A 12548-nucleotide genomic window follows, 5' to 3' on the forward strand; every position below is an offset into this window, starting at 1 on the left:
GGCTTTCCTACATGGTAGGAAAGCCTTTTCTTTTTTTGAAACCATATTTTGTAAGGGGGATTTTATTATGTCACAACAAGTTACAATTTCATTTTCAGTAGTACCACAAGCGAAGAACAAAGATGTGTATTCCGTTGTTGATAAAGCAATTGAAGTTGTACAACAGTCGGGAGTTCGTTATGAAGTAGGGGCAATGGAAACAACGTTGGAAGGAGAATTAGATGTACTTCTTGACGTCATTAAACGCGCGCAACAAGCTTGCGTCGATGCTGGAGCAGAAGAAGTAATCACTTCTATTAAAATTCACTATCGTCCAAGTACAGGCGTAACGATTGACGAAAAAGTTTGGAAGTACCGTGATGAATATGCAAAACCAGAAGCGATCTAAAATAATCACAACAATTTGGCTTATCCTTCTCATTGCTATATGGGAAGGATCTGTTTCATTATTTAAAATTGAGCCGTGGATTTTACCGAAGCCGTCTGCAATTGTGCAAGAGTTAATTGGAATGAAAGATTTACTATTACCGAATACAGTGCAAACGTTACAGGAAGTAATAATTGGGTTGTTTTTTGCAATTTTACTTGGGACGAGCATTGCTATCATTATGGATGTCATCCCTTTATTTCGGATTTTAATGAATCCATTGCTCGTTATTTCGCAAACAATTCCAATCGTTGTGCTCGCACCATTATTTATTATTTGGTTTGGATACGGAATGTTGCCAAAAGTAATGGTTGTTATTCTTGTTTGTTTCTTCCCAATTGCGCTTAGCATTTTAGAAGGTTTCCAAACGGTAGATAAAAATATGCTGAAACTGTTACAAACAATGAAGGCAACGAAATGGCAAGTTTACCAGAAAGTAAAGTTTCCAGCAGTACTCCCATACTTTTTCTCAGGTTTAAAAATTGCTGTTACATATAGTGTGATGGGGGCGATTATTGGGGAATGGCTTGGTGCCAGTGAAGGATTAGGAGTTATGCTTACAAGAGCAACAAAATCCTTTTTAACGGCTCGAGTATTTGGTGTTGCAGCGATTATCGTCATGGTGACATTATGTCTGTACTTTATTGTTGAATTTATGGCAAGAATAACAGCACCATGGATATACAGAAAGGGCGGCAGAAAATGAAAAAAGGTTTAAAAATTATGTTAGCTGCATTATTAGCAGTAACTGTTGCCGGATGTAATCCGGCGAAGAAAGAAGAAAGTTCAAGTAAAGATAAAAAAGTAAAAGTCGTTTTAGATTGGTTTCCAAATACGAATCATACTGGCTTATATGTAGCGCAAACGAAAGATTATTACAAAAAGCAAGGACTTGATGTAGAAATTATCCAGCCTGGTGATAATGTAACGGCAGAGCAGATGATTGCTTCAGGAAAAGCTGATTTTGCAATAAGCGCACAAGAAAATGTAACATTAGCTCGTGTTGAAGGAATCCCAGTTGTTTCTGTTGGTGCAATTATTCAGCATAATACCTCTGCTTTTGCATCTCTAAAAAAAGATAATATGACGTCACCAAAAGATTTTGAAGGTAAACGTTACGGCGGCTGGGGGGGACCAGCAGAAGAAGCGACGTTAAAGACGATTATGGAGAAACATCAAGCTGATTTTAATAAAGTTGAAAAAATTATTCTTGGACAAACAGATTTCTTTAAATCAATCGGTCGTGATGCAGACTTTGAATGGATTTATTATGGATGGGATGGAATTGAAGCGAAGCGTCAAGGAAAAGAGTTAAATACAATTATGGTAAAAGACTTAGATCCAGCGCTTGATTTCTATAGTCCTGTTATTATTACAAGTGAAAAACATACGAAGCAAGATAAAGATTTTGTGAAAAAATTTATGACGGCAACGACAGAAGGTTATGATTTTGCAATTAAAGAACCGAAAGAAGCTGCGGATATTTTAATTAAAGCTGTTCCAGATGTGAATAAAGAATTAGTACAAGAAAGCCAAAAGTGGTTAAGTACAAAGTATCAAGATGATGCAAAAGCGTGGGGAGTACAGAAGGAAGAGATTTGGACAAATTACATGAATTTCTTATATGACAACAAAGTTATTAAAAAGAAAATCGATGTAAAAGATGCCTTTACAAATGAATTCCTTCCAAGTGAAAAATGAGTGGATTACAAATAAAAGATATTGTAAAAGCTTTCGATGGAAAGAATGTATTAGCAAATATTAGTGCTTCTATACAAGAGGGAGAGTTTGTCTCTTTTGTAGGTCCGAGTGGTTGTGGAAAAAGTACATTATTAAATATGATTGCAAGTGTTGAAGAGCCAACGAGCGGAGAAGTGTTTTATAACGAAGAGTATGTAAAAAAACAAGATGTTGTTAGTTATATGCCGCAACAAGATTTATTACTACCTTGGCGATCAGCTTTGCAAAATATCGTTCTTCCATTGGAAATTGAAGGAAAGCCTAAAAAACAAAGGCTGACAGAAGGAATGGAAGCATTAAAGCAGTTTGAGCTAGATGAATATGCGGACCATTATCCAGATGAGTTATCAGGTGGAATGCGTCAAAGAATTAGTTTCCTTCGCACATATTTATGTGAAAAGCCAATTATGCTGCTGGATGAGCCTTTTGGAAAATTAGATGCATTTACAAAAATGGAAGTACACAGTTGGCTTTTAAATTCTTGGCATCAAGAAAAGCAGACAATTGTTATGGTTACACATGACTTAGATGAGGCAATTTTACTTTCTGATCGCGTATTTATTTTATCTCAAAGACCAGCATCAATAGTTGGCGAGGTACAAGTGGAATTACCTAGGCCGCGAACGATGGATATGTTAACATCTCTTGAGTTAAAGAAGGATAAGGAAGAAATTTTAAGAGTATTGGCTCCTTATATGAAAAAATAGAAAAAAGTCTTTTAACAGTTTTTTGTATAATTGCTGTTAAGAGTCTTTTTTCTATTGAAGGAGAAAGATGAAATCTATAGGGGAAATAGTGGATTCATTAACATCGGATAAATTGGAAGAAGGAACAAAAGAAAAAGTAGAGAATAGAATATAACAGAGTGGTTTATACTCTTAATATAACAAATGTTAAAGGAGTGAAAGGATAAAATGACTTTATCAACTGTTCTTCAAATGGTTTTAGCTTGATACGGGAGAAGTCTGCCCATTTTTAAAGATGAAGCTAAATTGAAGACAGCAGGTAAAGAACCTTAATCCTTTCTTACGATAATATGTAATGGGTAAGGTGTATTCACCTTACCCATTTTTATATGTATAACTAAATAAGGCCTTATACTGTTGTTCTCTCTATTTAGCTTATGGATCATAAGAAAAGGAGAGAGAAAAGATGAGTATATTAACAGTAGAAAATGTAAGTCATTCATATGGTGAGAAAACCATTTTATATAATACGTGCTTTCGATTATTAAAGGGTGAACATGTTGGGCTAGTAGGGAAAAATGGAGTTGGAAAATCAACATTGTTAAGGATTTTAACAGGAGAACTTATACATGATGACGGGAAGATTGAATGGTTTCCACATATGAAGGTAGGCTTTTTACAGCAGCATATGGATTTGCAAGAGGGGATAACAATTGAAGGATACTTACAAAGTGCATTTTCTAATTTGTATGCGATTGAATGTGAAATGTTAAAAATTGCTGAAGAAATGAATGGAGCAGGAGAGGTAGAAAAACTGTTAGTAAAGTATGGAGAATTACAAACTATATTGGAAAGCTCTAATTTCTATCAAATTCATACAGAAATTGAAGAAGTAGCAAGCGGTTTAGGTTTATTTGAAATAGGGTTGAAAAAGGATGTTTCAAATTTAAGTGGAGGACAGCGAACAAAGTTATTACTTGGGAAGCTCCTTTTAGAAAAAGCTGACGTTTTATTGCTAGATGAGCCAACTAACTATTTAGATACAGCACATATAGAATGGTTGCAATCATATTTACAAATGTATGAAAAAGCTTATATTATCATTTCGCATGATGAAATATTTTTGAACAATATTACGAATGTTATTTATCATCTAGAAGAACGAAAGGTTAAGCGCTATGTAGGAGATTATGAAACCTTTTTGCAAAGTTATCAATTACAAAGGAAACAATTACAAGCGGCGTATGCGAAACAACAAAAAGAAATTGTACATTTAGAGGGTTTTATTCAAAAAAATAAAATTCGTAAAGCGAAACAGGCAAAAAGTCGAGAAAAAGTATTAGAGAAAATGCAAAGGGTTGAAAAGGTTAATCATGTAACTCGATCCCGTTTTGATTTCAATGTTTATGAGGAGCCAGTGAGTCGTATATTGCAAGCTGAGAAACTAAGGATAGGTTATAGTGATCCGTTATGTCCAGAGTTGAATTTACAGGTGAAAAAAGGAGAAAAAATAGCGATTGTTGGTCATAATGGAATTGGAAAAACGACAATGTTAAAAACGTTATTAGGACAAATAAAGCCGATAAGTGGTTCAATTTCTGTTGGTGAGCGAGTAAATCCTGCCTATTTTGCACAGGAAGAGTTTGCTTCAGAAACAACACCATTAGAGAAAGTTTGGGCAGAACGACCAGATATGACAAGGAAAGAAGTACGCCAAGCATTAGCAAAGTGTGGCTTGAAAGAAGAGCACGTATTAAAACCTATTCGTTTATTAAGCGGCGGAGAACAAACGAAAGTGCGTTTATGTGAACTTATCGTAACGAAAAGCAATGTTTTAATTTTAGATGAACCGACTAATCATTTGGATATAGAAACAAAGAAGTCTTTGCAAGAAGCGTTACAACAATATACAGGAACAGTTTTACTTGTCTCACATGAGCCTTCTTTCTATGAAGCGTGGATAACAAAAGTATGGAATATTGAAGAATGGAACGTTTAAAAATAATCACAAAGAAAAGGCATTAGCTTGTATGAGCTAATGCCTTTTCTTTGTAATTAACATGATTTTCGAGAACTCTCAAATGAGAATTGTATGAAAAAGAACTCTTATGGTGCGCTTATAAGCGCACCATAAGAGTTCTTTTTCTTTGGTTATATTTATAATAATACTAGATGCCTTTCCCTAATAGGCGACTATCTTTCTTTATATATATAGATAGTTAGAAATGGAATGAAAATAATTCCTATATGTAAAGGATAATGTGATTAGTATAGGAAGACAATAGAACTTAAAGGAAATTCATGTAAAATTCAGATGAACTTCACATAAACTTCATATTATAAACTAAATATAATTATAATAGGTTATTATAATATAAATTTGTGATTTTTCATAAAATTAAAAGTTTGAATTTAGGATAGAGCACTAAAACCTAAATTCAAACTTTAGTGAAATAATTAATGGAGGTTACGTTTAGTTTTCGCTAATGGATGCATTTACAAGTTCGGCGGGATTGCCTGTTCCTGCCCCTCCGATTGTAACTAATCCACCAGGAGGAATTTCACCATTCCATCCTGCATTCGTAATTACGTAATGATTATTTATTTTACTACTAATTTTAGAATCCCAAACTTGTGTTAAATTGCCGTTATAATCAAATTCTAATTTCCAGTTTTTAATAGGGGTCGTTCCGCTATTTTTAATTACAATCGAGAAGTTGTAACCACTTCCCCAATTTGAAGTGACTGAAAAGGTAGCATTGCCATTTCCACCAGGAGGTGTTGTGTTAGCATCATCTGTTTTTATAAGAATAGAAGTAGGTTGTGATTTGTTACCAGCAGCATCTTTTGCTAATACTGAAAATGTGTATTCTGTATTAGGTTTCAAGTTTTTAATTGTAATGCTATTTGTTGTTGTACTCCATTTCTCTTCTCCGGCAGTAATTTCATATTCCGTAACTCCTACGTTATCAGTAGATGCAGTCCAGTTTAATTGAACTGAGTTTGAATTTTTATTTGTAACAGAAATATTTTTTACGTTTGTTGGTGATTCAGTATCTTTTTGAGTAATAGGTCCACCAAGTAATTCTTTTACTAACGTATCAAGTAATTTTGGTCCACTACAACTATATTTTGGACTTGTACGGCAATCCCCGCTTAGTTCCCAAAACATTGCGCCACTTAAACCTTTTGTCTTTATATAGTCTGTTTTATATTTCATAGATTCGTTGTCATCATAGCTAATAAACGTGCCTGTAGTCGCATTATATAAATAAGGTACTTTCGCTACATCGTTCCATCCGCGAACAAAACCATTTTTATTCACATAATTAGCTGCTAAATCACCATAATCGTACACACCTGTGTCACCGGTAGAATAATCATCCCAAGTACCTTTAGAAGCGAGCTTTCCGTCACTACCTGGTTTACAAGGTTGGTATTGCCCATTATTTTCTTTTCCGCAACTTTTCCATCCACGTCCGTAAAAAGGTACACCTAATACGAGTTTATCCGCTGGAACCCCTTCATTTGTATAAATGTCTATCGCACCATCTACGTAAAATTTCGTATCCGCTGCGGGGTCATTTGGATCTTTGTATAGTGCAGCATTATGGTTAGAAGTAGCTTCCCATCCACCGTGGAAATCGTATGTCATAATATTAATCCAATCCAGTATTTGAGAAATCTTCTTTAGCTCTGTATGATCCGCATAACGTTGGCTTGCACCTGACGCGATTGTTAGTAAATATTGCTTACCATCTTCTGCACCAGCTTTCGTTAATGCATTTCGAACATCTTGAAGGAGAAGGGTGAAGTTTTGTTTATCTTCAGGACGATAACTACCACCAGGAATCGTTTCAACACCCGGGTATTCCCAGTCTAAATCAACACCGTCAAATCCATATTCGCGAAGAAAAGCTACTGTAGATTCAGCGAATACTTTTCTTGTTTTTTCATCAGCGGCCATATCAGAAAAGCGGTTAGACCAAGTCCAGCCACCAACTGAAATAATTGTTTTTAAGTGAGGATACTTAGCTTTTAATCGTTTCAGTTCTCCGAAATTTCCACAGCGGGCATATTTATCACAATCTTCCCAAGTTGTACCCGATCCCGGATAAGATTTTGTGACATCAGCCCATGGTTCACCGAGTACGAGAGTGCCATTAGGGACCTCTTTATTTTGCAGTGGTACACCAGATTCTTTACAGTTCCACGTTTGTTTATTTGGATTATCGGGGTGAGTAGAAGGGTTTCCATGTTTTCCATTCCAGCAAATATCAGCGAAAGCATAGTTTAAATGAGTTAGCTTTGATGCATCAATGTCTGCAACTTGATAATTACGTCCGTAAACGCCCCATGAAGGAAAATACCCAACAATTTTTTGACCTTGCTTTGGTGAATCTGCTAATGCGAAATTTGGAGTAATAAAGTTTGTGAGAAAAAGAGGTAAGAAAAGTAGTAGGGATAGTAATAGCAGCGTGAATTTTTTTGATTTCATAGTCATTTCTCCTTTCAAAATAAAAGATATATTTAAAGGCATGCGCCAATAAACCAAAGTGAATCTAGACGTATGAAAAGTCTCGATAAAAATGATCAGACATCACGAAGTCTATACAAGGGAGCTGGGGGTGATTAAATCGTAGCAAATGCAAGATTTGGTGTAAACGCTTTATTTGATTCGCAAAGATTTTCTCAATATTAAATGGCTCTAATACAGACTACACATGAAAATAAAATATTGATTAGGGAGGAAAAGGCTCCTTGTAATTAAATTTGAGAAAAAATTGTATAAAGTCAATTTGTAATAGCGTAGCAAGATGAGAAAATATCATGTAAAATAATAGTAAAAATATGTAAAGGAGCGAATGGTGTGGATGTCTTTTTGAACATTGCTGAAGAAAAAATTCGACAAGCAATACGGAATGGTGATCTCGATCATATTCCGGGGAAAGGAAAACCACTACAATTAGAAGACCTTTCAATGGTACCTCCAGAACTTAGAATGAGTTATAAAATCTTGAAAAATGCAGGTATGATTCCACCAGAAATGGAACTACAAAAAGATATATTAAAAATAGAAGACTTAATTGCGTGCTGTTATGATGAAGTAGAGAGAAAAGAATTACAAGAAGAGTTAACAGCAAAAACGCTGCGTTTTCAGCAGGTAATGGAAAAGAGAAAGATTAAAGATAGTTCAGTTTTTCGTATGTATCAGGGTAAAGTATTTCGTAAATTACGCTAAGAGGGATAAGATGAATACATTTGAAACGATAGAAGAATTAGCGACATATATTGAAGGACAACAATTAGTACTGCTGTTTATTAAAACGGAAAATTGTGGTGTTTGTGATGTTATGTTATGTTAAGAAAAGTAAATTGCGTATTAGAGAATTATGATTACGTAGAGAAAGTAGAAATATTACTACAAGACATGCAAGAGATTGCGGGGCGATATGCAGTATTTACAGGGCCAACAGTTTTATTATTTCATAATGGAAAAGAGATCCTTCGTGAATCGCGCTTCATTTCACTTGAAAATTTAGAGAGAACCATTCAATTATTCGAAGATTAAGGGAGGCTTTTATATGGAATTTATTATTGTCATACTATTATTTGTTGTAGTTGGAACGATCGTAACAGCAGTTCGATCAAACAAAAAGAAGGTAAATTTTACAAAACAAAATAACATTCATAATTCATCCAACAGCTCATCACCATTATTTTTCTTTGCTGGATCGGATAATGATAGCTCGCACGATGGAGGTTCACATGATTGCGGAGGTTCTTTTGGTGGAGATAGTGGAGGTAGCTGCGGTGGTGGAGGCGGCGGTGATTGATGAGAATACGCCTTATAGGGGGCGTATTTCTTTTTAAACAAACGTTTGATTAGTTGGCTTACATATGCATAAAAACAGTTAAACAAACGTTTGATTAAATATTTTTAACATGCTAGGGGAAATGAAAAGGGAACCGTATTTCTTACTAAATTAGGATTTAAATTTGGAATAATACATATGATTCGAATGTGGTTTGAAAGTACGTTTTCTTAAATAAGGAGTATAGCCTCTTGCGATAGAGGTTTTTTATTTGTTATTATTAGACTGAACGGTCGGTTTAAAGAGGTGTGAATATGAGAAGAAGCGCAGAAGAGATAAAGAAAGAAATTGCCTATAAAGCAGAAAGTCTGTTTTCACAGAAGGGCTATGCAGCTACATCTATGGAAGAGATTTGTGAAATTACAGAGAGAAGTAAAGGAAGCATTTATTATCACTTTAAAAGTAAAGAAGAATTATTTTTATTTGTAGTGAAACAGCATACGTATGATTGGCTTGAAAAATGGAATGAAAAAGAGAAGTTGTATAGTACTAGTACTGAAAAACTATATGGTCTCGCGGAATATTATGTAGAGGACATACAGCAACCCATTTCAAATGCAATAGAGGAATTCTCTATGAGCCAAGTTGTAAGTAAAGAAATTCTGGATGAACTGTTAGCTTTAACTAGAGAATCATATGTTATGGTTGAGAAATTAATTGAAGCAGGTATACAGTCTGGAGAGTTTCAAGAAGATGATACGCGTGATCTTATGTATATTGTGAATGGATTATTATCGGGGCTTGGAGTACTTTACTACGAGTTAGATTATAAAGAGCTGAAACGTATTTATAAAAAGGCAATAGATGTATTGTTAAAAGGAATGGCAGCTGAATAATAGGTCAGTTGCTTTTCTTACAAAATAAATTAGACCGAACGGTCGGTTTATGAAAGGGGAATGAAAATGAACGCTTTATTTAAAAACCGAGCATTTATGCTCGTTATGGCATCTGATATTTTACAACAATTTGCAATTTGGATCAGAAATATGGCTCTTTTGTATTTCATAATGGAGCGAACGAATAATGATCCAGTTTCAGTTTCTTTGTTATCGGTTATGGAATATGCACCTATTTTTATTTTCTCGTTTATCGGTGGGGCGCTAGCTGATCGCTGGAATCCGAAAAGAACGATGGTTGCTGGAGATGTATTAAGTGTACTGTCTATTGTAGGAATTGTCTTGTTGTTAAAGCTGGATTATTGGCAGGCTATATTTTTTGCAACACTCATTTCCGCGATTGTAGGTCAGTTTTCTCAGCCATCATCTTCGCGTATATTTAAACGCTATGTAAAAGAAGAACAGGTAGCAAATGCGATTGCATTTAATCAAACATTACAGTCGCTATTTATGATTTTTGGACCAGTGGTAGGATCGCTTGTGTACACACAACTTGGTTTATTTACGTCACTATATAGCTTAATTATTTTATTTTTGTTATCTGCTATCGCTCTTTCATTTTTACCAAAATGGGTGGAACAAGAGCAAGTGGCGAGAGGTTCATTAAAAAATGATATAAAAGAAGGTTGGAAATACGTTCTTCATACGAAAAATTTACGTATGATTACGATCACTTTCACCATTATGGGCTTAGCTGTTGGACTAACGAATCCATTAGAAGTGTTTCTTGTAATAGAACGGCTTGGAATGGAAAAAGAAGCCGTTCAATATTTAGCCGCAGCTGATGGAATCGGTATGTTAATTGGTGGTATTGTTGCTGCAGTTTTTGCTTCAAAAGTGAATCCGAAAAAGATGTTTGTATTCGGTATGAGCATATTAGCGATATCATTTTTAGTAGAAGGGTTATCTACATCATTTTGGATTACTAGTTTCATGAGATTTGGAACAGGTATTTGTTTAGCTTGTGTTAATATCGTTGTCGGTACGCTTATGATTCAACTTGTACCAGAAAATATGATTGGCAGAGTAAATGGAACGATTTTACCACTGTTCATGGGGGCAATGTTAATTGGAACTTCACTAGCTGGAGGATTGAAGGAGATGACCTCACTAGTTACTGTATTTTGTATAGCAATGGCACTTATTTTATTTGCGATAGGTCCGGTTTTACGTATGCAAATAAAGAAAGAAGATATTGTGAATCGAGAGGAAATGACGAATTGATTAGTTTCGAAATAGCTATTGTAAGGGAGCAGAATTGCTCCCTTTTCTTGTGGCAATCTTTTGACAATGACATGCCCCAACTATATACTGATGATGTAAAAACGATTTTACAGGTTAGGAGAAACGGTGTGAAAAATCAAATCTATGAATTGCGCACTGCAAATAATATTTCACAAGGTGCATTAGCGGATAAGTGTAACGTATCAAGACAGACGATAAATGCAATTGAGAATAATAAATATGATCCAAGCTTAGCACTAGCATTCCGGTTAGCAGAAGTATTAGGAACAACTGTAGATAAACTATTTTTGTACAAGCTTTAGAGTTTTTAATTGTGGGGCGTTATCGTTAAAAATATAAGAAAAAGATCCCCTTCTTGTGTGAAGGGGATCTTTTTCTTATATTGTTTTAGTTTTCGGATTAGGTGGTGTGACGGACGTATCATTTTCGGGTACTCTAGTTAATAAGAATCCACCGATAATAAATAAGACAATAATACTAAGGACACCAGCGTTTGTTTTTCCTGTTAATTGTGTTGTGACACCAACTAATACCGGACCCATAATTGCCGCGAATTTACCAAAGATATTATAAAATCCGAAGAATTCATTTGCAGATTCTTTCGGTACTAGTTTTGCGAAATAAGAACGGCTAAGTGCCTGAATACCGCCCTGAGAAGTAGCAACTAACATTGCTAAAATCCAGAAATCAAACGTCGTTTTTAAGAAATAAGCATATGTGCAAATAATGATATAAATGATAATGCCGACATATAGCATTTTTTTACCGGTAAATGTTTCCGATAGTTTTCCATATAATAAAGCAAATGGACAAGCGACAATTTGTGTTACAAATAAGATGATTAATAGATTGGTTGCACTAATACCGAGATCTGTTCCGTAAGCAGTAGACATAGTGATAATTGTATCTACCCCATCAATGTAGAAAAAGTAAGCTATTAGGAACATAAATACAGTTTTATATTCTTTAATATTTTTAAACGTATTAGCAAGGCGCTTGAAGCTCATTGCAATTGGTCTTGGATGACGTTCAATATAGTGTGTTTGCTCTACATTTTTTAGCATTGGTATCGTAAATAGTCCCCACCAAAGAGCTGTTATTGCAAAGGAAATTTGACTAGCAATTCCGACTGATAAGGGGATAGTTCCTTTTTGAGCAAGAATAATAAGAGCAATACAACCGATAAAAGGAATTGTGCTCCCAATGTAACCTAATGCAAAACCTCGCGTAGAAATTCGGTCCATTCTATCCCCAGAGGTAACATCTACTAGAAATGCATCATAAAAAATATTTGCTCCAGCAAAGCCAACTAATGCGAGCATATAGCATCCTAGTAATAAGTACCACTGAGATGTTGGAACAATTGCTAGCATACTTGTAAATACGATACCGAGTCCAAAGAAGAATGTGAAAAATCGTTTTTTAAATCCCTTATAATCAGCAACTGTGCCGAGAATAGGAGCGAGTATAGAAATTAAAAGTGTAGCGAACGAGTTTGCATATCCCCAATAGGCTGTTGAAGTTGCGCCAGATAGTCCAGCTTCTTTTGCAGCTGCTTTAAAGTAAATTGGAAATAATGCAGTTGTAATGACGAGCGAATATACCGAGTTCGCCCAATCGTACAATATCCAGCTTTTTTCTTGTCTGGACATTTTTTTCATATAATGTTCCCCCTTAA

General features: G+C 35.0%; 12 protein-coding genes and 2 pseudogenes. 12 read left to right on the plus strand and 2 right to left on the minus strand.

The annotated features are described in order from the left end of the window. Nucleotides 1-67: 67 nt before the first annotated feature. The 5 genes from MHH66_RS02230 to MHH66_RS02250 all read left to right on the plus strand — a co-directional run bounded on the left by MHH66_RS02230 (nt 68) and on the right by MHH66_RS02250 (nt 4852). The gene (locus tag MHH66_RS02230) at nt 68-388 is read left to right on the plus strand and encodes an MTH1187 family thiamine-binding protein (protein WP_000082898.1); all 321 of its coding nucleotides are present in this window, start codon (nt 68-70) and stop codon (nt 386-388) included. Further along, nucleotides 360-1133 (plus strand): ABC transporter permease, encoded by a 774-nt coding sequence (locus MHH66_RS02235; RefSeq protein WP_002091231.1) that lies wholly within the window; start codon nt 360-362, stop codon nt 1131-1133. Before MHH66_RS02230 ends, MHH66_RS02235 begins: the two co-directional genes overlap by 29 nt. Continuing rightward, nucleotides 1130-2128, plus strand: coding sequence for an ABC transporter substrate-binding protein (locus MHH66_RS02240; RefSeq protein WP_002124979.1), 999 nt, complete (start codon nt 1130-1132; stop codon nt 2126-2128). The genes MHH66_RS02235 and MHH66_RS02240 overlap by 4 nt, the downstream gene beginning before the upstream one ends. Further along, complete coding sequence (locus MHH66_RS02245; RefSeq protein WP_002139487.1) at nt 2125-2874, plus strand: ABC transporter ATP-binding protein; 750 nt, start codon at nt 2125-2127, stop codon at nt 2872-2874. The genes MHH66_RS02240 and MHH66_RS02245 overlap by 4 nt, the downstream gene beginning before the upstream one ends. A 445-nt stretch (nt 2875-3319) precedes the next feature. Then, on the plus strand, nt 3320-4852 hold the full coding sequence (locus MHH66_RS02250; protein WP_078185159.1) for an ABC-F family ATP-binding cassette domain-containing protein: 1533 nt from the start codon (nt 3320-3322) through the stop codon (nt 4850-4852). Nucleotides 4853-5326: 474 nt separating this feature from the next. Here the strand turns inward: MHH66_RS02250 and MHH66_RS02255 are convergent, their stop codons facing one another. Further along, nucleotides 5327-7351 carry a glycosyl hydrolase family 18 protein gene (locus tag MHH66_RS02255; RefSeq protein ID WP_078185160.1) on the minus strand — a complete coding sequence of 675 codons (2025 nt, stop codon included), beginning with the start codon at nt 7349-7351 and terminating at the stop codon, nt 5327-5329. 372 nt (nt 7352-7723) lie between these two features. Between MHH66_RS02255 and MHH66_RS02260 the strand changes: the two genes are divergently transcribed. The 7 genes and pseudogenes from MHH66_RS02260 to MHH66_RS02290 all read left to right on the plus strand — a co-directional run bounded on the left by MHH66_RS02260 (nt 7724) and on the right by MHH66_RS02290 (nt 11172). Next, the gene (locus tag MHH66_RS02260) at nt 7724-8095 is read left to right on the plus strand and encodes a DnaJ family domain-containing protein (protein ID WP_078185161.1); all 372 of its coding nucleotides are present in this window, start codon (nt 7724-7726) and stop codon (nt 8093-8095) included. 10 nt (nt 8096-8105) lie between these two features. Continuing rightward, nucleotides 8106-8425: pseudogene (locus MHH66_RS02265) on the plus strand (thioredoxin family protein). Nucleotides 8426-8438: 13 nt separating this feature from the next. Beyond that, nucleotides 8439-8690: a hypothetical protein gene (locus MHH66_RS02270; protein WP_002063640.1), complete on the plus strand. Its 252-nt coding sequence runs from the start codon at nt 8439-8441 to the stop codon at nt 8688-8690. Nucleotides 8691-8819: 129 nt separating this feature from the next. Beyond that, nucleotides 8820-8903 (plus strand): annotated as a pseudogene (locus tag MHH66_RS02275) (histidine kinase); the annotation flags it as partial. A gap of 80 nt (nt 8904-8983) precedes the next feature. Continuing rightward, on the plus strand, nt 8984-9565 hold the full coding sequence (locus MHH66_RS02280) for a TetR/AcrR family transcriptional regulator (protein ID WP_002124986.1): 582 nt from the start codon (nt 8984-8986) through the stop codon (nt 9563-9565). Between the two features lie 66 nt (nt 9566-9631). Further along, nucleotides 9632-10849, plus strand: a complete 1218-nt coding sequence (locus MHH66_RS02285; protein WP_002139492.1) for an MFS transporter — start codon at nt 9632-9634, stop codon at nt 10847-10849. 71 nt (nt 10850-10920) lie between these two features. Then, a complete protein-coding gene (locus MHH66_RS02290) occupies nt 10921-11172 on the plus strand; it encodes a helix-turn-helix transcriptional regulator (RefSeq protein WP_003187029.1) in 252 nt (83 codons plus the stop codon). A 75-nt stretch (nt 11173-11247) separates the two neighbouring features. On the opposite strand, the gene MHH66_RS02295 is transcribed toward MHH66_RS02290, so the two are convergent. Next, nucleotides 11248-12531 (minus strand): MFS transporter, encoded by a 1284-nt coding sequence (locus MHH66_RS02295; protein ID WP_002010215.1) that lies wholly within the window; start codon nt 12529-12531, stop codon nt 11248-11250. Nucleotides 12532-12548: the final 17 nt, after the last annotated feature.

Origin of the sequence: Bacillus sp. FSL H8-0492 (assembly GCF_038006145.1) — a bacterium.
Taxonomy (GTDB): domain Bacteria; phylum Bacillota; class Bacilli; order Bacillales; family Bacillaceae_G; genus Bacillus_A; species Bacillus_A mycoides.

What these genes read in the sequence shown, in the direction of transcription:
- MHH66_RS02230 (WP_000082898.1), top strand. Translation starts at nt 68, where the DNA reads ATGTCACAACAAGTTACAATTTCATTTTCAGTAGTACCACAAGCGAAG.
- MHH66_RS02235 (WP_002091231.1), top strand. Translation starts at nt 360, where the DNA reads ATGAATATGCAAAACCAGAAGCGATCTAAAATAATCACAACAATTTGG.
- MHH66_RS02240 (WP_002124979.1), top strand. Translation starts at nt 1,130, where the DNA reads ATGAAAAAAGGTTTAAAAATTATGTTAGCTGCATTATTAGCAGTAACT.
- MHH66_RS02245 (WP_002139487.1), top strand. Translation starts at nt 2,125, where the DNA reads ATGAGTGGATTACAAATAAAAGATATTGTAAAAGCTTTCGATGGAAAG.
- MHH66_RS02250 (WP_078185159.1), top strand. Translation starts at nt 3,320, where the DNA reads ATGAGTATATTAACAGTAGAAAATGTAAGTCATTCATATGGTGAGAAA.
- MHH66_RS02255 (WP_078185160.1), bottom strand. Translation starts at nt 7,351, where the DNA reads ATGAAATCAAAAAAATTCACGCTGCTATTACTATCCCTACTACTTTTC.
- MHH66_RS02270 (WP_002063640.1), top strand. Translation starts at nt 8,439, where the DNA reads ATGGAATTTATTATTGTCATACTATTATTTGTTGTAGTTGGAACGATC.
- MHH66_RS02280 (WP_002124986.1), top strand. Translation starts at nt 8,984, where the DNA reads ATGAGAAGAAGCGCAGAAGAGATAAAGAAAGAAATTGCCTATAAAGCA.
- MHH66_RS02285 (WP_002139492.1), top strand. Translation starts at nt 9,632, where the DNA reads ATGAACGCTTTATTTAAAAACCGAGCATTTATGCTCGTTATGGCATCT.
- MHH66_RS02290 (WP_003187029.1), top strand. Translation starts at nt 10,921, where the DNA reads ATGCCCCAACTATATACTGATGATGTAAAAACGATTTTACAGGTTAGG.
- MHH66_RS02295 (WP_002010215.1), bottom strand. Translation starts at nt 12,531, where the DNA reads ATGAAAAAAATGTCCAGACAAGAAAAAAGCTGGATATTGTACGATTGG.